The 24,776-nt window shown below is 46.9% G+C and carries 20 protein-coding genes; 9 read left to right on the top strand and 11 right to left on the bottom strand.

What is annotated here, in order from left to right; all coding sequences use genetic code 11:
• Positions 1-65 precede the first annotated feature (65 nt).
• From C3Y98_RS03295 to rpe, 7 genes are all read right to left on the bottom strand, one after another.
• The gene (locus C3Y98_RS03295) at positions 66-3,170 is read right to left on the bottom strand and encodes an efflux RND transporter permease subunit (RefSeq protein WP_135276676.1); all 3,105 of its coding nucleotides are present in this window, start codon (positions 3,168-3,170) and stop codon (positions 66-68) included.
• The gene (locus C3Y98_RS03290) at positions 3,170-4,306 is read right to left on the bottom strand and encodes an efflux RND transporter periplasmic adaptor subunit (protein WP_135276675.1); all 1,137 of its coding nucleotides are present in this window, start codon (positions 4,304-4,306) and stop codon (positions 3,170-3,172) included. The genes C3Y98_RS03295 and C3Y98_RS03290 overlap by 1 nt, the downstream gene beginning before the upstream one ends.
• Positions 4,307-4,331: 25 nt before the next feature.
• Positions 4,332-5,618 (bottom strand): TolC family protein, encoded by a 1,287-nt coding sequence (locus tag C3Y98_RS03285; RefSeq protein ID WP_245234304.1) that lies wholly within the window; start codon positions 5,616-5,618, stop codon positions 4,332-4,334.
• A 230-nt stretch (positions 5,619-5,848) separates the two neighbouring features.
• Positions 5,849-8,446: a bifunctional diguanylate cyclase/phosphodiesterase gene (locus C3Y98_RS03280; protein WP_135276674.1), complete on the bottom strand. Its 2,598-nt coding sequence runs from the start codon at positions 8,444-8,446 to the stop codon at positions 5,849-5,851.
• Between the two features lie 9 nt (positions 8,447-8,455).
• Entirely contained in the window at positions 8,456-9,937 is a 1,482-nt protein-coding gene (gene trpE, locus C3Y98_RS03275) for an anthranilate synthase component I (protein ID WP_135276673.1), read from the bottom strand.
• 181 nt (positions 9,938-10,118) lie between these two features.
• Positions 10,119-10,784 carry a phosphoglycolate phosphatase gene (locus C3Y98_RS03270; RefSeq protein WP_135276672.1) on the bottom strand — a complete coding sequence of 222 codons (666 nt, stop codon included), beginning with the start codon at positions 10,782-10,784 and terminating at the stop codon, positions 10,119-10,121.
• 122 nt (positions 10,785-10,906) lie between these two features.
• Positions 10,907-11,617 (bottom strand): ribulose-phosphate 3-epimerase, encoded by a 711-nt coding sequence (gene rpe, locus C3Y98_RS03265; RefSeq protein ID WP_019896891.1) that lies wholly within the window; start codon positions 11,615-11,617, stop codon positions 10,907-10,909.
• Between the two features lie 117 nt (positions 11,618-11,734).
• Here rpe and hemA point away from each other — a divergent pair, with 117 nt between their 5' ends.
• The 7 genes from hemA to C3Y98_RS03230 all read left to right on the top strand — a co-directional run bounded on the left by hemA (position 11,735) and on the right by C3Y98_RS03230 (position 18,733).
• A complete protein-coding gene (gene hemA / locus C3Y98_RS03260) occupies positions 11,735-12,979 on the top strand; it encodes a glutamyl-tRNA reductase (protein WP_135276671.1) in 1,245 nt (414 codons plus the stop codon).
• Positions 12,980-13,003: 24 nt separating this feature from the next.
• On the top strand, positions 13,004-14,086 hold the full coding sequence (gene prfA / locus C3Y98_RS03255; protein WP_135276670.1) for a peptide chain release factor 1: 1,083 nt from the start codon (positions 13,004-13,006) through the stop codon (positions 14,084-14,086).
• The gene (gene prmC, locus C3Y98_RS03250; RefSeq protein ID WP_135276669.1) at positions 14,087-14,965 is read left to right on the top strand and encodes a peptide chain release factor N(5)-glutamine methyltransferase; all 879 of its coding nucleotides are present in this window, start codon (positions 14,087-14,089) and stop codon (positions 14,963-14,965) included.
• Between the two features lie 162 nt (positions 14,966-15,127).
• Positions 15,128-15,601: a BLUF domain-containing protein gene (locus C3Y98_RS03245; RefSeq protein WP_135276668.1), complete on the top strand. Its 474-nt coding sequence runs from the start codon at positions 15,128-15,130 to the stop codon at positions 15,599-15,601.
• 48 nt (positions 15,602-15,649) lie between these two features.
• Entirely contained in the window at positions 15,650-16,792 is a 1,143-nt protein-coding gene (metX, locus tag C3Y98_RS03240) for a homoserine O-succinyltransferase MetX (protein ID WP_135276667.1), read from the top strand.
• Complete coding sequence (gene metW, locus C3Y98_RS03235; RefSeq protein ID WP_135276666.1) at positions 16,782-17,399, top strand: methionine biosynthesis protein MetW; 618 nt, start codon at positions 16,782-16,784, stop codon at positions 17,397-17,399. The genes metX and metW overlap by 11 nt, the downstream gene beginning before the upstream one ends.
• Entirely contained in the window at positions 17,399-18,733 is a 1,335-nt protein-coding gene (locus tag C3Y98_RS03230; protein WP_135276665.1) for an AmpG family muropeptide MFS transporter, read from the top strand. Before metW ends, C3Y98_RS03230 begins: the two co-directional genes overlap by 1 nt.
• 131 nt (positions 18,734-18,864) lie before the next feature.
• Here the strand turns inward: C3Y98_RS03230 and C3Y98_RS03225 are convergent, their stop codons facing one another.
• Positions 18,865-19,635 (bottom strand): exodeoxyribonuclease III, encoded by a 771-nt coding sequence (locus C3Y98_RS03225; RefSeq protein ID WP_135276664.1) that lies wholly within the window; start codon positions 19,633-19,635, stop codon positions 18,865-18,867.
• Positions 19,636-19,668: 33 nt separating this feature from the next.
• On the opposite strand from C3Y98_RS03225, the gene pyrE reads away from it, so the two are divergent.
• Together pyrE and C3Y98_RS03215 are read left to right on the top strand one after the other, a co-directional pair.
• Positions 19,669-20,322, top strand: coding sequence for an orotate phosphoribosyltransferase (pyrE, locus tag C3Y98_RS03220; RefSeq protein WP_135276663.1), 654 nt, complete (start codon positions 19,669-19,671; stop codon positions 20,320-20,322).
• 59 nt (positions 20,323-20,381) lie between these two features.
• Positions 20,382-21,065, top strand: a complete 684-nt coding sequence (locus C3Y98_RS03215; protein WP_245234303.1) for a DUF4124 domain-containing protein — start codon at positions 20,382-20,384, stop codon at positions 21,063-21,065.
• A 157-nt stretch (positions 21,066-21,222) separates the two neighbouring features.
• Here C3Y98_RS03215 and gatB read toward each other — a convergent pair whose 3' ends face one another.
• From gatB to gatC, 3 genes are read right to left on the bottom strand one after another with little or no spacing between them, the layout of a single operon-like run.
• Positions 21,223-22,671 carry an Asp-tRNA(Asn)/Glu-tRNA(Gln) amidotransferase subunit GatB gene (gene gatB, locus C3Y98_RS03210; RefSeq protein ID WP_135276661.1) on the bottom strand — a complete coding sequence of 483 codons (1,449 nt, stop codon included), beginning with the start codon at positions 22,669-22,671 and terminating at the stop codon, positions 21,223-21,225.
• Positions 22,671-24,155: an Asp-tRNA(Asn)/Glu-tRNA(Gln) amidotransferase subunit GatA gene (gene gatA, locus C3Y98_RS03205; RefSeq protein ID WP_135276660.1), complete on the bottom strand. Its 1,485-nt coding sequence runs from the start codon at positions 24,153-24,155 to the stop codon at positions 22,671-22,673. Before gatA ends, gatB begins: the two co-directional genes overlap by 1 nt.
• 7 nt (positions 24,156-24,162) lie before the next feature.
• A complete protein-coding gene (gene gatC / locus C3Y98_RS03200) occupies positions 24,163-24,477 on the bottom strand; it encodes an Asp-tRNA(Asn)/Glu-tRNA(Gln) amidotransferase subunit GatC (protein ID WP_135276659.1) in 315 nt (104 codons plus the stop codon).
• Between the last annotated feature and the right edge of the window lie 299 nt (positions 24,478-24,776).

Here is a 24,776-nt window from a genome sequence, read left to right as displayed (position 1 = left end):
GGGCGCCGAATATGTACATAGTCGGGTTAAATATTGTCCTCAATGAATGCCGCCTTGATTGCCAGTCACTCGCTAGAGGCTTCTTTATTTTTGATCTCTCCAGAGAATAGCGGGAACAATAAAGGCAGCAGTAGCAAGGTGAATATCGTGGCCGTGATAAGTCCGCCAACAATCACAACCGCGAAAGGACGCTGTGTTTCAGAGCCTATCCCATGCGAAAGAGCCGCTGGTAACAAGCCCAAACCAGCCATTAACGCAGTCATTAAAATCGGGCGTAAACGCACCACAGCACCCTCCATCACCGCCTCAGCGACACTGCGTCCTTCTAACAGCAGGTGGTTAAATTGTTCCAGCATAATCACGCCGTTTTGTACTGATATCCCAGCTAATGCAATAAAGCCAACCGCGGCCGAGATGGAAAGGTGGAGTCCTGCCAAACCTAGCCCAGCAAAGCCGCCAATTAAGCTGAAGGGTATCATCAGTAAAACCAGCAGTGCATTACGTACAGAACGGAATGCGCCAAATAACACCACAAAAATTAGCATTAATGATAACGGCACAATCACCTTGAGACGTTTAATTGACCGTTGCTGATTCTCAAATTGGCCACCCCATGTCATGGTATAGCCCGGCGGCAGCTTAACTTGCTGCTTCACCTTGGCCATGGCCTCTTTCACAAAGCTACCTTGGTCGCGATCAATCAGATTGGCTTTAATAGCCACTATCCGGGAAACGCCCTCGCGCGCTACTCTAGATGCACCCTGCTTAATGGTGACATCTGCAACCTCGCCCAAAGGGATAGTGCCTGCATTGTTAGGTAAAGCGATTGGCAGTTCATTAATATCATCTAAAGAGTCGCGGTAGTCTCTTGCTAACCTAAGCGTAACGTCGAAGCGGCGGTCGCCATCATAGAAGGTGTTTGTCGTCGTGCCGCCCAATGCGGTTTGCACAGAAGCATTCACGTCATTCACATTCATGCCGTAACGAGCAAGTTTCTGGCGATCTAAGGTGATATCAAGCTCCGAATTACCTGAGATGCGGATAGCCGCCACATCTGTAGCGCCTTTAATTGAGTTAAGCACAGTGGCAACCTGATCCGACTTTTCTTCCAGAACTGCTAAATCCGAGCCGAAAATTTTGACTGAAATCTCGCCTTTTACCCCGGACAAAGCCTCTTCCACGCTATCTTGAATCACTTGAGAGAAGTTAGTTGGAATACCCGGAATTTGGTGTATTTTCGCGGAAATGTCTGCAATCAGTGCTTCTTTGTTACTAAAGTGCCAAGTATCTTTAGGCTTTAAATCAGCCAATATCTCAATATTATTGGGGCCTTTGGGATCGGTGCCATCGTCTGGCCGTCCTACGTGGCTTACCACCAGATTAATTTCTTTATAGCTGGTTAAAACATTGCGAATGTTGCGTTCGATTTCTTTGGTTTTTTCTAAGCCTGTGGATGGTGGCATGCTGATGGTTAGCCAAATATTACCCTCATCCAGCTTGGGCAAAAATTCTGAACCTAGTAGTGGTGACAACACTAGAGAAAGTACTAATAAAGACACCGATGCCAAGATGACAGGCAGGCGGATTTTAACCACCTTGAGCAAAACAGTGCGATACCACTCTTGGGTATTGTGCATCCATGTGCTGTGCTTCTCCGCCATGTCCGTGCGCTTCATTAGGTAAGACATCAGTGCAGGCACCAGCGTGAGGGTGAGTAAAATTGAGCCCAGCAAAGCAAAACTCAAAGTAAACGCCATGGGTGAAAAGATTTTGCCTTCTACACGCTGGAAAGTGAAAATCGGCAGAAAGGCCAAAATAATAATCACTTTTGAAAAGAGGATAGGGCGCCCCATTTCAATGGCCGTATTTTTAAGCGTCGTGACACGCCATGAATGCGTACCATGATGTGGAAACTCATCTACTTTAGCGAGGGATAACTTCACCATGAGCGCCTCTACTAGCACCACGGCACTATCGATAATAATACCGAAGTCCACCGCTCCCAGTGAAATCAAGTTTGCCGAAACGCCGCGGATATCCATGACGATAAAAGCAAACAGCAGTGATAACGGGATAACCGCCGCAACAATCAGTGCTGCGCGCCAGTTACGTAAAAAGATGATAAGAATAGCCACCACAAGAAGCGCACCAACAATCATGTTTTCAGTCACCGTGTGAACTGTGTGATGAATCAGGCTAGTACGGTCATAAAAAGGTCTAATTTTGACACCTTCAGGCAGCTTGGGATTGACCTCGTCTACCTTGGCTTTTAAGGCTTCAATCACCTTCGCTGGGTTCTGACCTTTGTTCATCAGCACGATGCCTTCAATCACATCATCTTGATTGTTAAAAGCTACAATGCCTGAGCGGAAGCGGTTACCAATAACAACCTCGCCTACATCTTTGACTAGAATGGGTTTGCCCGCACTCGACAAAATAACGGTGTCGGCAATATCATCCAGCGAACGGTACAAGCCCAATGAACGCACAACCAGCGACTCATCGCCGCGGTGCATCAGGCCACCGCCTACATTACTGCTACCATTATTGAGTGCTTGATTAACCTGATCGATGCTGATGTTGTACTTCTTGAGCAGGTATGGGTCTAGCTTGACTTGGTATTCTTTAACTGCACCGCCAAAACTAGTAATGTCAGCTACACCAGGTACTGTTCTTAGCACTGGAATAATCTGCCAATCTTGAATTGCACGCACCTCGCGCTGAGGCATATCTTTCGGCGCATCAACCAAGAAGCGATAAATTTCACCCACAGCGGTTGTGAGCGGTGCCAGCGTGGGCTGGTACTCTGGCGGCAGATTGACCGCTTGCAACTTTTCCAACACTTGCTGGCGGGCAAAGTAGTCATCTGTCTTTTCAGAAAAAGTCAGTGTCACTACAGATAAACCAGTAATTGAAACTGAGCGCATCTGCGCTAGATTCGGCACGCCGCTCATGCCGTGTTCAATCGCTAGCGTCACAACACGCTCGACCTCTTCCGGTGCTAGGCCCGGCACTTGCGTGACGATACCTACGTGAACATCCTCAACATCAGGGAAAGCCTCTATCGGCAGATTCTGCACTGAGACGATCCCCGCGACCACAAGAACAAATGTTGCAATCAGTACGAAGGTACGTTGTTGCAGCGAAAAGGTAATCAGTTTTTCTAGCATTATTTACCCGCTGCCAGCTCTGAGTTAATCAAAATAGCGCCTTTGGTCACCACACGCTCACCTGCTTTGAGGCCGTCTTTAATGGTGGCGTAGTCACGCCCTTGCAAATCTAGCGTGACGCGGCGTTTTTGAATATGCCCATGACTGGTTTCAACGAATACATAGCTATACAAACCCTCAGTAATCAACGCGCTATTAGGGATGCGAATCACTTTTTGCTGCGACATGCTGAGCGGGGTCACGCGTGCATACATTTCGGGGCGCAGCTTGCCCTTACTCTCCACCGAGCAGCGCACTTGAACGCGGCGGCTGACTGGGTCCAGCATAGTACCAATTGACTGCACCTTGCCCTGAAACTCTTCATCCGGATAAGCATCCACCTTGATGCTTAAGGTTTGACCAAGACTCACTTTGCTAAGATCGCGCTCAGGCAGATCAATGATTGCCCACAGGTGATCTGGATTGGTAATAATAAATAGTGGGTTTGCTGCATCGGGACGGACTTCGTTGCCGATGTTAATCTGGCGGTCAACAATCATACCCGCCATCGGCGCTTTCAAGGTAAAGCTCTCATTGCCAAAAGTTGCGTGATTAATGCCCAGATTATGTAAGCGTGATTTTGTACGCTCTGCCTCAGCTTGTGATTGCGCCATATCCGCCTGCGCAGACTCCAGCTCTTTGTGTGCAACTACGCCGCCATCCACAAGCACTTTACTACGCTCCAAGGCCTTTCTTTTTAGGTCTAAATCCGCACTGGCTTTACGGTAGTCAGCAACTGCAGAGCCCATGTCAGGTGAGTCGATAGTTAAAAGCGCCTGGCCGGCCTTTACGCGGTCACCTAACTGCGCATGTATTTTGATAGCACGGCCTAGTACTGGAGAGCTGATGCGTGAGGTGTAGTTTTCATCAAAACCAATCTTTCCATTAAGAGGCTCGGTAGTGGAGGCAACCACCTCAGCAACAGGCTCAATTTTCAGATTAGCCTCCTGAGCGGAGTTTTCTTTCAGGATGACTTCATTGTCTGGCTTGGCGTGCTGGGCCGGGGAAGGCTTAGGGCCGGCCATAGCAGATGTCGGCAGCGTGAAGGAGGCTCCAACCAGTAGAATAGTGAGTAAAGAGCTGAGTCCGTGCTTCATGTGCTTCCCTTATTAATACTTAATTTTAATTATCTTCTATTCTTGTTGCTGCTTGCCATGCCGCTAGGGCTTTTGCATAATCCGCGTGGGAGGTGGCAGCATCTAATTGTATTGAACGCACTACACGGCGCGCATCGAGTAAATCAGTAATACCCGTAGCGCCATGACTATAAGCAAACTCAGCGGCGTCTGCCGCTTTTTGTGCCTCGGTCAAGATTTGTGTGTCAAAGCGATTTACTTTTTCGATAGCTGCATTTAAATCGGCGCGTGCACGCGAGATTTCACTCACCGCTGATGCACGTGCCTGCTGTTTTGCCTCCAACGCCGAAGTCAAATCAACTTCAGCACGGCTGATTTCACCTTGGTATTCGTAGTTAGTAAATAATGGAATGGTAATCGCGGCGCCAATGGTATTGGTGTCAGCACCTGGCATTTGCCCGGGAAAGCGTTGGTATTGCAGCGCAATATTCACATCGCGCGTTTTTAACGCATTGGCGAGACGTTGATTCTCTTCGGCTTGCTTGGTGCGTGCCTCTGCTGCTAATACATCGGGCCGTGCATCTACATCTTGCAGCGTGCTGATAGTCTGGCTAATTTTAGGCCAGCCATCTTGAGCATACAAACGAGCCGCCTCGTTCTCTTGCCCCATCATGTAGGCAAGATTCGCTTGCGCCTTTTCACGGTTTGCCTTGGCCTGACGCATGTCATTTTGTATTTTTAACAAATCCACGCGCATTCTGGCAACGTCGCTAGCGGCAATGTCACCCACTTTTAGTCTTAGTTCGGCTGCCTGAATGGTTTTTTCGTAAGCGGCACTATTACCAGCCAGAATTTTTTCGGCTTCTTGTGCCAATAGTAAGTCGTAATAAGCATCATTAAAATTCAACAGTAATTGACGCTCTGCGTCTTTTAAGTCGTAATTGGAGGCTTTGATCGCATTTTTGGCTGATGCCATGCGTAGCTCACGCTTATCACCGCGCTCGATTAATTGGCTAATCTGCACGGTTGAGTTGAGGGTTTGATCCGGCAGGCTGTTGCTGCCATTGGGGTTTTTATTGGCTGCTGAGCGATTAAGGTTAAAGCTTGCAACGCCGAGTGATAAGTTTGGATTTGGCTTTTGTGAGGCCGTGATTGCGTCGGCTTCTGCGCCTTGCACCATGCGCTTGGCGGAAATTAGCTCTTTATTATTTTCATGAAATAAATGTTGAGCTTCCTCCAGAGTTAAATGTGCCAAATCAGCTTCGGCATAGGCAACGGGCAGATTGCTCAAAAAACCGAGCGCCAGAATGTAAGCAACTTTTTTAAACATCATTATTCGCTATAGTTATTTTTAGTCAGAACGTCAGGGGAGTCTCGGGCTGCTTTAAAATAGATAGAATGCTCAATTGACCAATCTGCGTAAGAAAAATTCCACGAACGCATTAAGTTTAAATTTCAGATCAAACACCCCTGAGCAAAGCCCAAACAAAGATAGTAGTTCAAAAACATCGGGCAGTATATCCTATCTCCACCACTCTAATTATTACGAAATTATTATCCACCCTAGCCATTAATAACGAACTCTTCAAAATTTGCTACAACTACAGGCCGGCTAAAATAATACCCTTGGAAATAATCGCAGCCAAAGTCCCTAAGCAGGTCAAACTGTTCGACCTGCTCCACACCTTCCGCCACAATGTCACAATGAATGGTCTTGCCAACCGCAAGCACCATCTGAATAATGGCAGCATCGTTCGAGTCGGTTAGCACATCGTGCACAAATGACTGGTCAATTTTAATTTGTGTCACTGGCAGTTTTTTCAGATAAACCAATGATGAGTGGCCAATCCCAAAATCATCCAACGCGATACGCACACCCATTTGCCTCAGAATGCTAATCTTATTGATCACATCATCCATATTATCAATGACCGCTGTTTCAGTCAGTTCCAGCTTTAGCAAGCCAGGGTTAATCGCTGTTTTAGCCAGTATCTCTCGCAGCTCTTTTACAAAGTTGATGTATAAAAATTGCTTAGCACTAATATTGACCGAAAGCTTGATTTGGCTGAGGGCAGGGTTAGCCTCCCATGTTTTCAGTTGCTGACATGCCTGCTCAAGCACCCAATGCCCAATTTTAATAATGAGATTTGTTTTTTCAGCAATCGGTATAAACTCAACCGGACTAATCTCGCCTAATGTCGGATGACTCCATCTTAGTAGCACCTCGGCTGCCACCACTTGTTTAGCCACATTAACGATAGGCTGGTAATTGAGATACAACTCTTGATTCACCAACGCTAGGTTCAGCGCCGACTCTAATGCAAAGTTTTTTTCTATGCTCTCTTGCGTCAACTGATCATAAAAACGATAAGTATTGCCACCGCTGTCCTTTGATAGGTACATCGCGGTATCTGCATGCCTTAGATGATCTTCAAAAGTAAGTGCATTGTCATTAAATAAAGTGACGCCGATACTGGCAGAGGTGGAAAATTCAAATAAGCTTAGGTAGTAACTTTTATTCAACTCAGCCAACAGCTTTTGTGCAATCTCGCTTACCTGCTGATAGGCAATGCTGGCATTCTGGTCCAGGCTTTCTAATATCACCACGAACTCATCACCACTAAGTCTGGCAACGGTGTCACCAGAGCGCACCGTATGTTGAATGCGATGCGCCACCTCAATCAGTAGCTGGTCACCTACATCATGTCCCTTGGTATCATTAAGTACTTTAAATTTATCTAAATCAATAAACAATAAGGCGCAGTAAGTCTTAGCGCGCTGGGCAATCGACATAGCATGCTGATAGCGATCTGCGAGCAAACGCCTATTGGGTAAACTAGTTAACGCATCATAATAAGCAAAATTCTCGATTTCCTGCCTTGCTCTTTTTTGCTCGGATATATCACGCACAAAGCCGGTAACTAACGACAAATTGGCATCTTTTAAAGCAGTCAGCGTTAATTCGATAGGAAACTCACTACCATCTGCCCGCATCCCTACCAACTCAATACGCTGATTAAAAATATGCGTCACACCTGACAACTTATATTGCTGATGTCCTGCATGGTGAGCAGCACGGTAGCGTGCGGGAATAATCAGCTCAGACATTGACTTGCCAAGCACATCTTCTTTTTTATATCCAAAAATACGCTCAGCTGCCGGATTAAACTCAACTAATAAGCCAGCAGAATCTATGGTAACAATCGCGTCAAATGCCCCATCAATGACTGCGCGTAATTTTTTATCATTTTTTTGTATGGTCATATGCGCTAAATTGCGCTCAGACTGCAAAGCGGAAATTAATAGCATGGTCACCACCAGTGCCACCATAAACGTCCAAAGTGAAAACACGCCCTCACTTAGATCATGGCTGTAAAAATTGCCGCTGCCCTGTGAGGTTACCCAGACGGCTATGCTGGATAAAATAATCACAAAAAACGAACCACCAACCAAACCAAAGCTCATTGAAGCCCATATCAACATGGGTAAAATCACGAACATGGATAAAATAAACTGCTTATTTAGGTCCGGCACCGCACTCACAATGATGAGCTCAACGCAAACAAATAAAATGATCCACGCCAGCAACTGATAGCACTTGTTGTTACAACTAAATGTGCCCCTCCTACCTAGATTGAGCACCAAAGGCAATGCGAGTAGCACACCGAGGCTATCACCTAGCCACCAAATGAACCAGATACTGGATAACTTATCAGCTGGGGCAAGCCCGGTAATATATAAGCTAAACGCTCCACCCGTGGCGCATACCGACATGCCGATCAAGGCGACGATAATCATCAGAAAGATATCTTTTTGCTTATATAGATGATGATTAAAACGAAGTTTTGGCAGGAGGTATGCGGCGAGCACAGGACCCAGCGTATTGGTAATTGCAATCAAAACGCTGGTAGTGAAGGGTAAAACAGTTAACTCAACAAGCAATGATGCGATAAAGACAGCAGGAATGCTGACACGCCCCCACCGCATGATGGAACCGATAGCAATCCCGGTAGGAAGCCAAATCAGAGTCGCCACAGACTCTTTATAAGGCACCATCAGCCCAAGTTTAGCAGTGACAAAATAAGCAAACGCTACTGCTATAAAAGTAATTAACTTTCCTTTGAAAGTCAAAAAACGATATTGAGCAATAGCGTTTTGCATCACGTGCGCTTAGCTGATATCAAGTCCATCTTGCACCAACTCGGCAGCACGTAAAACTGCCCGAGCCTTGTTCTGCGTCTCCATCCATTCGCTTTCAGGGACAGAGTCTGCCACGATGCCGGCACCAGCCTGCACATAGAGCATATTGTTTTTAATCACACCGGTTCTAATCGCGATTGCCACGTCCATATCGCCATTAAACCCTAAATAACCGACAGCACCCGCATAAATGCCGCGCTTGCTAGGCTCTAATTCATCGATGATTTCCATCGCACGCACTTTAGGTGCACCGCTCACGGTACCGGCAGGGAACGTGGCCTTAATTACATCAATCGCATCCATTCCCGGCTTGAGCTTGCCCTCCACATTACTCACAATGTGCATGACGTGAGAGTAACGCTCTATCATCATATTATCGGTCACTTTCACCGAACCAGTCACTGCAACGCGGCCTACATCATTACGCCCTAAATCCATTAACTGTACGTGCTCTGCACGCTCTTTCGGGTCTGCAAGCAACTCTTCCGCTAATGCAATATCCTGCTCACGGGTCTTGCCGCGCGGCCTTGTGCCGGCGATTGGGCGCGCAGTCACAGTGCCGTTCTCAAGACGCACTAGAATCTCCGGAGAAGCGCCCACCACGTGATGGTCACCCATGTCGTAATAGAACATATACGGGGATGGATTCAGACTGCGCAATGCACGGTAAAGCGACAATGGCGGCGCAGAGAACTGCTGTGACATACGCTGTGACAACACCACCTGCATAATGTCGCCGTCTAAAATGTACTGCTGTGCACGCTTAACTGCCGCTTTAAAGTTATCTTCACCAAACTCTGAACTTGCCGTGGTTTTATCCATAGCGATAGATTTTGGAATCGTGACCGTGTTTCTTAATTTTTGCACCAAGTCATTTAAGCGCTGCTTAGCCTGCTCGTACGCACCAGATGCCGCAGCATCTGCGTAAACAATAAAATAAAGCTTACCGCTTAAGTTATCCACCACCGCCAGTTGCTCAGACACCATTAACAGCACATCGGGGGTCTTAATCGCGTCTGGTTTTACATTGTTTGCCAGGCGTTTTTCTATATAACGCACAGTTTCGTAGCCAAAATAACCAGCCAATCCGCCGGTAAATCTAGGTAAGCCTTCATATGGTGGCGTTTTAAAACGCGCTTGGAAGCTTTTCACAAAATCCAGCGGGTTGGTATTCTCAACACTCTCCACCACTGTGTCGCCATCTAATACCTGAATATTTTTGCCATGCGCCACAATGCGTATTTTTGCAGGCAAACCAATAATGGAATAACGACCAAACCGTTCACCGCCCTGCACAGACTCCAGCAAGTATGAAAAAGGCTGATTGGCGAGTTTTAAATAAAGTGAAAGCGGGGTATCGAGATCAGCAAAAGTTTCGAGTACGAGGGGAATGCGGTTGTAGCCCTGTGCTGCCAAGGCATTGAATTCATCTTGATTAATGGTATTTAACATAAACTTCCTAAGACTATATCATCGTGTTCTTAAAAATCGTGCGCTACACTTGGTGTATGCGCTGCGCTTCGTGCATTAGCGTTGCCAAGAGCCTCGCCAACTAGAAGAATCATTAAGAAACTTATCGTACAAATAATCGTCTGCGATGTGCTTCATATTCGAAGTTATGTTTAAAAAATTGCTAGGTTAATAGATTAAGTAAGTCGGGTAAATCGTCGATGGTGGCGTCCACCATACTTTCGTCAATTGCCTTACCTTGATTATACCCATAAGGCACAGTAACAATATAGCATCCTGCGGCGTGTGCGGCTACTACATCTGTATCAGAGTCACCCACCAGCATAGATTCGGTTTCCAACACCTCTAACTTTTTACAGATATGATGCAATTGCATTGGGTCAGGTTTCTTTTTAGGTAACGTATCTCCAGAAACAACCATCTCAAAAAAATCAATCAGCCCGGTCGCACTCAGGAGCGGCAGTGTGAATTTCTCTGGTTTATTCGTGACACACGCCAGCTTAAAGCCCGTGCGTTTGAGCTGGTCTAAAGTTTCCAGTGCACCATGATATGGCTGGCTGCTAGTCACATTCTGGGCATAATATTCAAAGAACAACGCCTGCGCTTCATTGAGTAAAACATCATCTGGCTCGGCTAACGCACCATTCGCCACGCAGCGCTTAACCAGCATTTGCGCGCCTTCACCAATGTAACGTGCTATCTGTGCCTGTGATTTATTAGGTAAATTTAATGCGTCCAGCATCTGATTTGCCGCATAGGCAATTTCAGGCGCAGTGTTCACCAATGTACCGTCAAGGTCAAACATGACGGCTTTAACATTAAATCCCATGACGGTTTACTTTAGTTTCAATGACGCTGATTTTAAAGCTAGATTTAATTGCAACGCACTTAATTTAGAAACGCCTAGCCACTCATTACGCTAGTGGCTAGGTATCTTAAAATATACTGCGCTTATTTTACTGTTGCTAAAGATGCGCGCATTTCAGATACAACAGTGTTGTAACGGTTTGCATCGGTATCTTTAGGTGAACCAAAAATCGCTGAGCCAGCAACAAAGGTATCAGCGCCAGCACGTGCAATTTCTGCAATGTTTTGTGCGTTTACGCCGCCATCTACTTCAAGCCAGATTTGACGGCCTGTTTTTTCATAGTAGGCATCAATTCTAGCGCGCGCTAATTTTAGTTTTTCCAATGTTTCAGGAATAAATTTCTGACCGCCAAAACCTGGGTTCACTGACATCAGTAAAATCATATCTACTTTGTCCATCACGTGATCTAAGTAGCTTAAAGAAGTAGCTGGGTTGAATACCAAGCCAGATTTACAGCCTAAATCACGTACCATCGCCAAGCTACGGTCGATATGCTCAGAAGCTTCTGGATGGAAAGTAATGATGTTTGCGCCTGCTTTTGCAAAGTCAGGAATAATACGGTCTACAGGTTTAACCATTAAATGCACATCAATCAGCGCACCTACTTTTTTTGCAGTTTCGCGAATGGCATCACATACCAATGGGCCGATGGTTAGGTTAGGCACATAGTGGTTGTCCATTACATCAAAATGCACGATGTCTGTGCCTGAAGTAATCACATCTTCAATCTCTTGACCAAGTTTGGCAAAGTTAGCAGAAAGAATACTTGGGGCAATTCTAAAAGTTTTATCCATGGCAATATCCATCAAATTAAATTTATTAATCAGTTTAAAGCGTTATTTTAACCTTATTTCATACTAATAAGATGATGCTTCTTGCTTAAGATAGTCCAATCCCTCAAAATTACACTTATGCAGTTATATGTTATAGGCGTGAACCACACAACCGCCCCCATCCAAATCCGTGAGCATGTCGCTTTTAACAGCGAGCATCTTGGTAGCGCCCTGCGCGAGCTGACCATGCACGATGCCTCTGAGGCGGCTATTTTGTCCACCTGTAACCGTACCGAACTGTACTGCAGCACAGACGACCCGCAAAAGGCGCTGGCCTGGCTGTCGCAGTATCACAAAATCGAACCAACGGCGATCGCCCCTTACATTTACACATTACCGGACGATGAAGCTGTAAAACATGCATTCCGCGTAGCATCCGGCTTGGACAGCATGGTGCTGGGTGAGCCGCAGATTTTAGGCCAATTCAAGCAGTCGGTAAAAATTGCCCAAGATGCCGGCACTTTAGGTACTTTGTTACACAAACTATTTCAACGCACGTTTGAAGTAGCAAAAGAGGTACGCACCAACACCGATATCGGCGCCAACTCAATTTCGATGGCAGCCGCTGCAGTAAAACTTTCGCAGCGAATCTTTGGTGATATCAGCGAGCAAAAAGTACTGTTTATTGGCGCCGGGGAAATGATAGAACTGTGCGCAGACCACTTTGCCGCACAAAAACCAAAAAGCATGACCATTGCCAACCGCACCATTGAACGCGGCTCTAATTTGGCGCAAAAAATCAATGGTGAAGCCATGCTACTCAATGACCTACCCGCACATTTTGCCAATTTCGATATCGTCATCACCTCTACCGGCAGCACCTTACCCATTATCGGGCTAGGCATGGTAGAGAGCGCAATCAAGGCACGACGCCACCGCCCGATTTTCATGGTGGACTTAGCAGTGCCACGTGACATTGAGTCTGAAGTAGCTGAGTTAGACGACGTTTTCTTATATACGGTAGATGATTTAGCGCAAGTTGTCTCTGACGGAATTGAAAATCGGCAGACTGCTGCAGTTGAAGCAGAAATGATTGTGGAAACACGCGTTGAAAACTTTATGCAGTGGTTTAAAAAGCGCGACGCCGTCCCCACGATTAAGGCATTACGCGACCAAGCTGAGCATATGCGCAAGGCCGAGTTGGATAAAGCCTACAAGCTGCTACAAAAAGGCGAAGCCCCGGAAAAAGCGCTAGAAGCATTGAGTGTGGCACTCACCAACAAATTTCTGCATGCACCTAGCCACGCCTTAAACAAAACCCATGGTGACGAACACGCCAAACTAGAAGAGATTCTAAAAGACTTATATCAAATTAAAAGTTAAGCAGTATTACTTGAGAAATAAACAATGAAACCAAGCATGATTACCAAGCTCGCCAACTTAAGCGAGCGCCTAGATGAAATTGACCGTTTAATGAGCAGTGAGGGCATCACTGACAACATGGACAACTATCGCAAATTAACGCGCGAACATGCAGAAATCACGCCTATCGTGGAGCAATACCGCGCATTTGAGCAGACGGAAGCTGACATCAATGAAGCGCAAACCATGTTGAACGACCCGGAGATGAAAGCGTTTGCGCAGGAAGAAATTGAAGTGGGCAAAGCCAAGCTAGAGTCGATTGAAGCCGCGCTGCAAACCTTGCTCTTGCCGAAAGACCCGAATGATGACAAAAACATCTTCCTAGAGATCCGCGCCGGCACTGGCGGCGATGAGTCTGGCTTATTTGCCGGCGATTTATATCGCATGTACTCCCGCTATGCAGAACGTCAGGGCTGGAAAGTAGAAGTCATGTCAGCCAACGAAGGCGAAATGGGCGGCTACAAAGAAATCATCGCCAAAATTGAAGGCTATGGCGCCTATTCAAAACTAAAATTTGAAAGTGGCGGCCATCGTGTGCAACGCGTGCCGGATACTGAAACTCAAGGCCGCATTCATACCAGTGCTTGTACAGTGGCGATATTGCCAGAAGCTGATGAAGTGTCGGATGTGGTCATCAATCCGGCCGATGTGCGCATCGACACCTTCCGCGCTAGCGGTGCAGGCGGTCAGCACATTAACAAAACCGATTCAGCGGTACGCCTCACCCATGCACCTACCGGCATTGTGGTTGAGTGCCAAGAAGGCCGTAGCCAGCACGCCAACAAAGCGCAAGCCTTTGCTGTATTGGCCGCGCGTATTAAAGCTAAACAAGTGGACGAGCAGCAAAGCAAAATTGCCAGCGAACGTAAAAGCCTGATTGGCAGTGGCGACCGCTCCGAGCGTATCCGCACTTACAATTACCCACAAGGCCGCATTACCGATCACCGAATCAATCTAACTTTATATAAAATTGATGCCATTACCGAGGGCGACATGGACGAACTGATAGGCGCACTTGCGGCTGAACACCAGGCAGACCTACTCGCCAGCCTAGGTGAAGATAATTAATTGACACCAACCGTCCGTAGCACATGGGTAGCAGCTCAACAGCGCCTGATTCAGCAATTAGCGCTAGAAGCTAGCGATGCAAAGTTTGAGGCACAACTCCTGCTGCAAAACGTACTCAATGTAAATCGTGCGTGGCTACTCGCGCACGAGCACGACACCCTACCAAGCAAGACAAATACAGACTTTGAAGCGCTACTGACACGCCGCCTCGCCGGCGAACCGGTAGCCTATATCTTAGGCTACCGTGAGTTTTATGGGTTAAATCTCATGGTGACCCCAGACACACTAATTCCAAGACCTGACACAGAAACACTGGTAGAAGCCGCCTTAGAAAAAGCCCCTGCCGATACGCGCTGTTCGATTCTGGATTTAGGCACCGGCACTGGCGCAGTAGCACTGGCCATTGCCAAACATCGCCCACACGCTCAGGTAATGGCGCTTGACGCCTCGCATGCCGCACTGCGCATAGCTGAACACAATGCCAAGCAATTAGGCTTAGCCCACGTAAACTTCACTTTAAGTCACTGGTTTTCAGCAGTAGAAGGTGAAAGGTTTAACCTGATTGTCAGCAATCCGCCCTACATTGAGCAACACGATCCACACTTAAGCCAAGGAGACTTGAGGTTTGAGCCCATGTCTGCGCTCGCCTCCGGTGCGGACGGCCTAGATGATATCCGTGAAATTATCGCGCACAGCTTAATCCACCTATTACCACAAGGCTGGCTGATGTTGGAGCACGGTTACAACCAAGCCCAGTTAGTGGCAGACTTGATGGCGGAAAGCGGCTTGGTCGACATTAACACCATCCAAGACCTAGGCGGCAATGACCGCGTCACCATAGGCAAAAACCCCTTAATAGTGAGCACTCACTGGGACTAAAATCTATACAAATAGAGCGCTGCAACAATACCAAATAACAGCCACCTCAAAAATCGCACCAATATTCAAACGTCCTCATGTGCCCACCGCCACTTGAACAAACACACGAAGTAAATGTCTGAAACGATAAGCACCACATACTAATCAAGGGGCACTCAACCTATGTCCGACCGACTGATCTTACTAGCCTACACCAGCGTTGCAACACATCCGATGACGCACGATGAGCTGCTATCACTGTTGGATTCAGCACGCAGCTGCAACCAGCGCCACAGCATCACCGGCATGTTGCTGTATATGGATGATTGTTTTTTTCAAGTGCTGGAGGGTGAGGAGCACACTGTAGATGCCGTATACGAGAAAATCTGTCTGGACAATCGCAACCATCACGTGGTGAAACTGATTAGAGAGCCCATCACGCAGCGTAGCTTTACTGAATGGACCATGAGCTATGAACATGTCACACGCGAAGAAATGGCATCCTTCACTGGCCTGACCGACTATCTTGACCAAGACCACCCAGGATTTAACGGCATGGCAGCAGGGCGTGCGCGTCAACTGATTGAATCGTTCAAGAATGGTCTATGGCACCGCCATGACCTAACGCAACAAAAATTTATCCACATCGGCACATAGCGCGTTCGCAACATAAACTTTTGCAGTCGGGCATAGTATAATCAAACTATGTCTGAAAATAACTCTATCGGCATTGTTGCCCCACAAACCGCACACTTTAGCGAGCCGCTCACCTTAAAAAGCGGCGCAGTGCTAGCGCAATTTAATCTTGTCTACGAAACCTACGGCACCTTAAATGCCGACAAGTCCAACGCGGTGCTAATTTGCCACGCGCTATCAGGTACACACCATGTGGCAGGCAAGTATACGGAACAAGACAAATATCCCGGCTGGTGGGACAACTTAGTGGGCCCAGGCAAACCGCTGGATACCAATAAATTTTTTGTGATTGGCGTTAATAATTTAGGCGGCTGTCATGGCAGCTCCGGCCCAGTGAGCATCAACCCTGCAACGGGTAAACCATGGGGCTCAGCTTTCCCCATCGTGACCGTTGAAGACTGGGTAAACTCGCAAGCACGTTTGCTAGACCAACTTAGCATTACACAGCTAGCAGCGGTTATAGGCGGCAGCCTTGGCGGCATGCAAGCACTGCAATGGACAATTGCTTACCCAGATCGCGTACGCCATGCCTTAGTGATTGCCTCTGCACCTAACCTTACCGCCCAAAACATCGCCTTTAACGAAGTCGCACGTCAGGCCATTATCACCGACCCTGAGTTTCATGGCGGTGACTACTACGAACATGGCGTGGTGCCACGTCGCGGCTTGCGCATTGCACGCATGCTGGGCCACATCACCTATTTAAGCGATGACGCAATGGGTGAAAAATTTGGCCGCAAACTGAAAGACGACATCAAATACGGTTTTAATGTTGAGTTTGAAATGGAATCTTACTTGCGTTACCAAGGCGATAAGTTCGCCGGCGAGTTTGATGCGAATACTTACTTGCGTATGACACGAGCACTAGACTACTACGACCCAGCATTGGCCTACAACGGCGACTTAAGCAAAGCACTTAGCCAAACCCAAGCCAAATTTCTAGTCTTGTCATTCACCAGCGACTGGCGTTTCTCGCCTGCGCGCTCACGCGAAATCGTAAAAGCGCTGCTTGATAACGAAAGCACCGTCAGCTACGCAGAAGTGACTGCTGCCCACGGCCACGATGCATTCTTAATGCCGGATAAACATTACCACGCTATTTTGCGTACGTATTTAAGCAACATTGAAGTTGGTGGTAACCATGCAAAATAATGTAAATATTACAAAAAATGTGACTGAGTATCGCCAAGATTTTGCAATTATTGCAAATTGGGTGAAATTTGGCACAAAAGTACTGGATTTAGGCTGCGGCGACGGAGAGTTATTACAATTTTTACGTAGCTCATTAGAAACCAAAGGTTATGGCGTAGAAAAAGACGACACCAATCTGATTGCTTGCGTTAAAAACGGCATCAATGTGATTCAAATGGACTTGGAGGATGGCTTGTCCGGCTTTGAAGACCAGTCATTTAACACCGTGATACTCTCGCAAACCTTGCAAGCCATGCACAATACAGAAGAAATTGTGCTGGAAATGCTGCGCGTGGGTAAAGAGATCATCGTGACATTTCCCAATTTTGGTTACTGGCGCAACCGCATGCAAATCACAGCGGGGCGCATGCCTGTTTCAAAAGCACTACCATACCAATGGTACGACACGCCCAACGTGCATTTATGCACAATTAACGACTTTGATTACTTCTGCCATCATCACAACATTGAGATCCTAGAGCGTCGCGTGATTACCGATGGCAAAGAAGTGAATTTTATGCCCAACCTACTGGGCAGCCTTGCAATGTACCGCCTGAAATCCAAGTAATGTCGGTGCAAACCATCGCGCAACCAACCATTCGCCAATCGCTCATGAGCAAAAAAATGCTCATCTGCGTATTTACCGGCTTTAGCTCGGGACTACCGCTATTTATTTTAATCAGCCTACTACCAGCATGGCTGCGCTCCGAGGGAGTAGACCTGAAATCGATAGGCTTGTTTGCATTAATCAGCCTGCCCTTTACCTGGAAGTTTTTGTGGGCACCGCTGTTTGATCGCTTCACGCCGCCGCTAGGGCGCCGCCGTGGCTGGCTGGTGGTCTGGCAGGTGTTATTGCTGCTGTCGATTCCCGCGTTTGGCGCTTTTAACCCAAAATTTGATATATGGAGCATTGCTTACCTTGCCACGGTCGTGGCCTTTTTTAGCGCATGCCAAGATATCGTGTTAGACGCCTACCGCCGCGAGTTGCTGATAGACGCAGAGCTAGGCCTAGGCAACGCCGTGCACGTGAACGCTTACAAAATTGCAGGCTTAGTGCCGGGCTCGTTGTCACTGATACTTGCAGACCATATGCCATGGAGCAGCGTGTTTACCATCACCGCATTATTTATGCTGCCGGGGCTAGTCATGACACTGCTGGTGACTGAACCAGCGCTAAAGTATGGCGCCCCCAAAACCTTGCGCGCTGCGATTATAGAGCCGTTTAAAGAGTTTATCGAGCGCAACGGCTTAAAATCAGCACTGTTTATCTTGGCGTTTATCTTTCTGTATAAACTGGGCGACAGCATGACTACTGCCCTTGCCACACCGTTCTATCTAGATATGGGCTACAGCAAAACCGAAATTGGCTTAATCGCCAAAAATGCAGGGCTATGGCCCAGCGTACTAGGTGGCTTAATCGGTGGGCTGTGGATGATCAAACTAGGCATCAATAAATCATTATGGATTTTTGGCGCAGTCCAAATGCTGGCTATCTTAGGTTTCGCTTGGCTGGCAGACGTGGCAAGCAACCCTACAGCATTCACTGCTATTTTTGAATTGGATATATTGGGCGCCAGCTTCAGCTTACAAGAACGTTTACTATGGCTAGGCATGGTGATTGGAGTAGAGGCGCTAGGAGTAGGGCTGGGCACCGCGGCATTTGTGGCCTATATAGCCAAAACCACACACCCACTTTACACCGCCACCCAATTTGCACTATTCACCAGCCTTGCTGCCGTACCGCGCACGTTTGCCAATGCCGCCACCGGCTATATGGTGGAAAGCATGGGCTGGCGCGATTTCTTCATACTCTGCTTTATCATTGCAATCCCTGGCATGCTATTGCTGCTGAAAATTGCGCCTTGGCATGAGACCGCGAAAGAGCTTCAAGCTAACACCTGAGAAAGCACGGATTAAAAGACTACGCCAACTTCGCTGCACGGCACTCATCACCGCGCCGCAAACGCATGCTATCTAGGCCTCACCGCTCTGTGCCCCCACCCCTGATCCCGCTCGCTCAATCACTCGCTTTATTAAGCATAATCGATGATTAAAGGTGCATGATCACTAAAGCGCTCATCCTTATACACACTGGTTGATACAGCTTTGGCTGCCAAAGCTGGGGTCGCAATTTGGTAGTCAATACGCCAACCCACATTATTCGCCCATGCCTGACCGCGGTTACTCCACCACGTGTAACAAGCATCGGTAGTATCTGGATGTAATGTGCGATAAACATCTACCCAGCCCATTTCAACAAACAATTGAGTCATCCATGCGCGCTCTTCAGGCAGAAAACCTGAGTTCTTACGGTTACCTTTCCAGTTTTTCAGATCAGCCTCTTTGTGCGCAATATTCCAGTCACCGCAAATCACCACGTCACGCCCGCTTTGCACCAGCGCCTGTAATTGCGGCATAAACCGCTCCATCACGCTAAACTTAAAAGCTTGGCGTTCTTCTCCGCTAGAGCCTGACGGCAAATACAATGACACCACGCTCAAGTTACCAAATCTGGCCTCAAGATAACGTCCCTCACTGTCGATATCGGCAATCCCCAAGCCCTCAATCACGCTATCTGCTTTAGTTTTTGCATAGATACCAACACCGCTATAGCCTTTTTTTTCTGCATAATGAAAATAGCCGTAATAACCTTCTGGATTCAGCATTTGATCAGTCATATCGCCAGCTTGCGCTTTGATTTCCTGCATGCAGATGACATCAGCATCTTGTTTTTTTAGCCATGCATACAACCCTTTGTTAGTTGCAGAACGAATGCCATTTAAATTTAACGATATAATCTTCAAAACTTCATTCCAAAATAATTAACAGAAACTATCATGACCCAATCACTCGATCAATTCAGGCAAGATTTTATCGCATTTGCAATCCAAAAAGAGGTTTTAAAGTTTGGTGAATTTAAAACCAAGGCCGGCCGATTAAGCCCGTACTTTTTTAATGCCGGTTTATTTAACGATGGTGAAAGCCTGATGAAGCTTGGCGAGTTTTACGCACAAGCGATTAAAAACTCAGGTATTGCGTTCGACATGCTGTTTGGCCCAGCTTACAAAGGCATTACATTAGCGGCAAGTATTGCCATTGCACTTGCCAAAGATGGTCACAATGTACCTTACGCCTACAATCGCAAAGAGGCCAAAGACCATGGCGAAGGCGGCGTGATTGTGGGCAGCCCACTCAAGGGTCGAGTTCTCATCATCGACGATGTGATTTCAGCAGGCACCTCAGTGCGTGAATCTGTCGAACTCATCAACGCCAGCGGCGCCACAGCTTGCGGTGTGGCGATTGCCATCGATAGACAAGAGAAAGGTCTGGGCGAGCTCTCAGCAGTGCAGGAAGTCATCAACAGCAACAAAATACCGGTATGCGCCATTGCCAATTTAAACGATCTTTTAGCCTATTTAAATGACAAAACCGAGATGGCGCAGAATTTGCATGCAGTCGAGGCATATCGACAAAAATATGGCGTCATTTAGTATCGTGGTTAAATAATGCCCCCTTAAATGTGGCCACTGGAAAGGTTATTGAAGACAAAATGCAAAAATTGTTAAGACCGCTACCTAGTCAATCAGCGCATGTGGCCACACAATCTATCCGTCAATTTGTGATGTACAGCATGTTTACATTAGGCTTGGGCTTACTGTTATGTACGGCACAATATGCGAAAGCAGAGGGCGGCGGCAAAATTCTGAAATGGAAGGATGAGAACGGTACCACGCACTACGGCGACAACATGCCTAGCCAGTATACCAATCGTGAAAACTCGCTGATCAATCGCCAAGGCATTACGGTGAAGCACAACATGCCGACCAAAGACAATGCTGACGAACTGCATAAAATAGAGCAGGAAAAATCCGAGCAGGCGAAAAAAGATAAAGCACTATTGGGCGCATTTACTAACGTGGGTGAAATTGACTTAGCGTTAGAGCGCAATATTCAACTGGATAAAATTGCTTTGGAGAACTTAAAGCAAGACCGGGCTACGCATCAAAAAAGCTTAGATACCAAAAAGTCCATGGCTGCCGGCTTTGAGCAGAAGAAGAAAGCCGTCCCCAAAGACCTCAAGGCTGAGATTGCAGATGAACAAGCTCAAATTAGCCGCTTAGATAAAAATATCGCCGACAAAAACATGGCGATTAGCGACACTCGCAAGCGTTTTGAAGAGGATAAAAAACGCTATACCCAACTTAAAAATGAGTCCGCTAAGTTGGCACCATAAATTAGCAGTACGCTGTAAGCAATATGTGATGCGATAGATAAAGAACGCCACTAACGCGGCTAATCTTATGTATGAATCTGTAAATAAAAAAATCCTGCGGTAGTTAACCGCAGGATTTTTTTATTATAGGCACTGCAAAACAAGTACCTAAGCAATATTAAGCGCCTAGCTTGTTTTTCAACACTTCATTCACTTGCGCAGGGTTAGCTTTACCTTTGGAAGCTTTCATCGCTTGGCCCACCAAAGCATTAAATGCTTTTTCTTTGCCTGCTTTAAACTCTTCTACCATCGCGGCATTAGCCGCCAGCACTTCATCAATAATCGCTTCAATGGCACCTGTATCAGACACTTGCTTGAGACCTTTGGCTTCAATAATAGCATCCACTTCACCCTCACCATTCCACATCGCCTCAAACACCTGCTTAGCTGCGTTATTGGAAATAGTGTTATCTGTGATGCGCTTAATCAAAGCTGCCAAGCTCTCAGCCGCCACCGGCGATGCAGCCAAGGTTTTTTCTTCCGCATTGAGCTTAGCTGAAATCGCCCCCATGACCCAGTTGGCGGCAGGCTTAGCTTCCGCGCCGGCACTCACTACCGCAACAAAATAATCTGCAAGCGCACGATTTGCCGTTAAGGAGGCCGCATCATAGCTTGTTAGGCCAAACTGGTTTTCAAACCTAGCTTTCATCGCCTCTGGTAACTCTGGCATTTCTGCTTGTACACGTGCTTTATCGGCTTCAGTAATTTCTAATGGTAATAAATCAGGATCCGGGAAGTAGCGATAGTCATTCGCTTCCTCTTTGCTACGCATCGCGCGTGTTTCACCTGTATCTGGGTTAAACAGTACGGTAGCTTGCTGAATCGTGCCGCCATCCTCCAGCGTTTCAATCTGCCAGCGTGTTTCGTACTCAATCGCTTGCTGCATGAACTTGAATGAGTTCAGATTTTTAATTTCACGACGTGTGCCCAACTTTTCAGTGCCTTTTGGGCGTACAGAAACGTTAACATCACATCTAAAACTGCCTTCTTGCATATTGCCATCGCAAATACCAATCCACTGCACGAGCTCATGCAGTTTTTTTGCATAAGCCACGGCTTCAGCCGCTGAGCGCATATCTGGTTCGGTCACAATCTCTAGCAATGGCGTACCGGCACGGTTAAGATCAATTCCACTCATACCCTCTACCGCACCATGCACAGACTTACCTGCATCTTCTTCCAAATGTGCACGCGTGATATTAATCACTTTTTCATAAGCAGCATTTTTGCCAACTGCCGGCACCTGTATGGTGACCGCACCTTTACCCACAACCGGTAACTCATACTGGCTGATTTGATAACCTTTAGGTAAATCTGGGTAGAAATAGTTTTTACGCGCAAATACTGAGCGCGGAGCAATTTCAGCATGTACGGCTAAGCCAAACTTAATCGCACAATTCACAGCTTCTTTATTCAGTACAGGCAACACACCCGGTAAGGCAATGCTCACTTCACACGCTTGCGTATTAGGCTCGGCGCCGTAAGTAGTTGAAGCCCCTGAGAAAATTTTAGTATTTGTTTTTAACTGGGTATGCGTTTCCAACCCAATAACGACTTCCCATTCCATTATGCGGTTCCTTCTGGCTTATCCAAGTTTGGTGCTTGAGCATGCCAATCTGTCACTTGTTGATACTGATGTGCAACGTTCAACATACGTGCCTCATCAAAATAGTTACCAATAATCTGCAAACCTACTGGCAAAGCCTTACCGTCAGCGCTAGTGCTAAAACCTGCTGGCACGCTCATGCCTGGCAAGCCGGCTAGGTTAGTAGAGATGGTGTAAATGTCTTGCAAATACATCGCTACCGGATCATCAACCTTCTCACCCGCTTTAAATGCAGTAGATGGCGCTGCTGGCCCCATAATCACATCACATTTTTTGAAGGCCTCTTCAAAATCTTGCGCAATTAAACGGCGAATCTGCTGCGCTTTCAGGTAGTACGCATCGTAGTAACCTGCGCTTAACACATAGGTACCAATCAAAATACGACGCTTAACCTCTGCACCAAAACCCTCAGCACGGCTCTTACAGTACATATCCATCAAATCTGTATATTCTGCGGTACGGTGACCGTAACGCACACCGTCATAGCGGGACAAGTTACTAGATGCCTCCGCTGGTGCTAATACATAATAAACCGGGATAGATAAACCGGTATTCGGCAGTGAAATATCCACAATCTCAGCGCCTAGTTTCTTGTATTCAGCAATCGCATCTTCAATCACTTTGCCCACGCCAGTATCTAAACCTTCGGCAAAAAACTCTTTAGGCAAGCCGATTTTCAAGCCCTGTAACGGCTTGTTTAAATCACGCGTGTAATCCTCTTTGTCGCGATTCAAACTGGTTGAATCACGCTCATCAAAACCGGCCATCACGTTCATCATCAACGCACAGTCTTCAGCAGACTTCGCCATCGGGCCCGCCTGATCCAAGCTGGAAGCAAAGGCAATCATGCCGTAGCGTGAAACCACGCCATAGGTCGGCTTCAAACCAGTAAAACCACACAGCGAAGCTGGCTGGCGAATTGATCCACCAGTGTCTGTACCCGTTGCCGCAGCACACAAACGTGCAGCCACTGCCGCTGCACTACCGCCACTGCTGCCGCCAGGCACGCGGCTAAAATCCCAAGGGTTTTTTACGCCACCAAAGTAACTGGTTTCATTGGATGAACCCATCGCAAACTCATCCATATTGGTTTTACCCAAATTCACGGCGCCGGCATTATCAAACTGCGTAATCACGTGTGCGTCATAAGGCGCAATAAAATTCTCCAACATCTTGGAGCCACAAGTGGTTTTCCAGCCTTGTGCACAGAAGATATCTTTTTGTGCAATCGGAATGCCAGTCAGCGGGGTAGCATTGCCAGCCGCAATACGCACATCTGCTGCCTTGGCTTGCGCCAAGGTTTTATCTTGGTCTAATGCAATGTAAGCATTGATAGTTGGATTCAGCGCATCAATTCGGTTCAGATAAGTTTGGGTAAGCTCTACGCTAGAGATTTCTTTGTTAGCCAACATTTGGGCTAATGTTTTTAAGCTACTGTTGATCATATTGCGATTACTCGATTACTTTAGGAACAAGATACAGGCCGCTGTCCACAGCATGCTCTTTCGAGCCATTGCCAAGCTCTGGCGAAATTTTTTGGAATGCTTCACGTTGATTGGTTTTGGTGACCACATCATCACGCAAGCGTTGCACCACATCCTGCGAATGCGACATTGGCACAATACCATCGGTATTCACCGCTTGCATTTGCTCAATCAGCCCCAAAATACCGGTCAGTTTTGACAAGGTTGCCGCAGCATCGCTATCACTCACTTCGACACGGGCCAGATGCGCTATTTTTTTAATATCTTCAGTACTCAGTGCCATACTTCTAACAATCCGAAATGGTTAGTTGAAATTTGATAAGTTTGCAACAAACCTACCTTTTTAATCTATTGTTTATATATTCAAGCAACGTGCCAGCGGCTCGACAGTCATTACCCCTGCCCGACTCAGACAAAATTACCCTTGGTGCATCTTAATTTTTCTAATGCATCTTAATTTTCAACAAGATATACGGTATTATAACCTGATTTTACGTGCACCTTAATCGTGTCAGCTACGATTAACTAGGGATTAACCACGCAAGCAGTATTAAACAAGCACCACACCACAGGAAAAACATA

It is taken from the genome of Methylotenera oryzisoli (assembly GCF_004661485.1).
GTDB classification, from domain to species: domain Bacteria; phylum Pseudomonadota; class Gammaproteobacteria; order Burkholderiales; family Methylophilaceae; genus Methylotenera; species Methylotenera oryzisoli.
Note: the sequence above shows the minus strand (reverse complement) of the source record. Positions and strands in the feature narration are given on the sequence as shown.

Bases quoted from the DNA above. Each gene is read 5' to 3' on its own strand.
- C3Y98_RS03295 (WP_135276676.1), bottom strand. From the start codon at position 3,170: ATGCTAGAAAAACTGATTACCTTTTCGCTGCAACAACGTACCTTCGTA.
- C3Y98_RS03290 (WP_135276675.1), bottom strand. From the start codon at position 4,306: ATGAAGCACGGACTCAGCTCTTTACTCACTATTCTACTGGTTGGAGCC.
- C3Y98_RS03285 (WP_245234304.1), bottom strand. From the start codon at position 5,618: ATGATGTTTAAAAAAGTTGCTTACATTCTGGCGCTCGGTTTTTTGAGC.
- C3Y98_RS03280 (WP_135276674.1), bottom strand. From the start codon at position 8,446: ATGCAAAACGCTATTGCTCAATATCGTTTTTTGACTTTCAAAGGAAAG.
- trpE (WP_135276673.1), bottom strand. From the start codon at position 9,937: ATGTTAAATACCATTAATCAAGATGAATTCAATGCCTTGGCAGCACAG.
- C3Y98_RS03270 (WP_135276672.1), bottom strand. From the start codon at position 10,784: ATGGGATTTAATGTTAAAGCCGTCATGTTTGACCTTGACGGTACATTG.
- rpe (WP_019896891.1), bottom strand. From the start codon at position 11,617: ATGGATAAAACTTTTAGAATTGCCCCAAGTATTCTTTCTGCTAACTTT.
- hemA (WP_135276671.1), top strand. From the start codon at position 11,735: ATGCAGTTATATGTTATAGGCGTGAACCACACAACCGCCCCCATCCAA.
- prfA (WP_135276670.1), top strand. From the start codon at position 13,004: ATGAAACCAAGCATGATTACCAAGCTCGCCAACTTAAGCGAGCGCCTA.
- C3Y98_RS03245 (WP_135276668.1), top strand. From the start codon at position 15,128: ATGTCCGACCGACTGATCTTACTAGCCTACACCAGCGTTGCAACACAT.
- metX (WP_135276667.1), top strand. From the start codon at position 15,650: ATGTCTGAAAATAACTCTATCGGCATTGTTGCCCCACAAACCGCACAC.
- metW (WP_135276666.1), top strand. From the start codon at position 16,782: ATGCAAAATAATGTAAATATTACAAAAAATGTGACTGAGTATCGCCAA.
- C3Y98_RS03230 (WP_135276665.1), top strand. From the start codon at position 17,399: ATGTCGGTGCAAACCATCGCGCAACCAACCATTCGCCAATCGCTCATG.
- pyrE (WP_135276663.1), top strand. From the start codon at position 19,669: ATGACCCAATCACTCGATCAATTCAGGCAAGATTTTATCGCATTTGCA.
- C3Y98_RS03215 (WP_245234303.1), top strand. From the start codon at position 20,382: ATGCAAAAATTGTTAAGACCGCTACCTAGTCAATCAGCGCATGTGGCC.
- gatB (WP_135276661.1), bottom strand. From the start codon at position 22,671: ATGGAATGGGAAGTCGTTATTGGGTTGGAAACGCATACCCAGTTAAAA.
- gatA (WP_135276660.1), bottom strand. From the start codon at position 24,155: ATGATCAACAGTAGCTTAAAAACATTAGCCCAAATGTTGGCTAACAAA.
- gatC (WP_135276659.1), bottom strand. From the start codon at position 24,477: ATGGCACTGAGTACTGAAGATATTAAAAAAATAGCGCATCTGGCCCGT.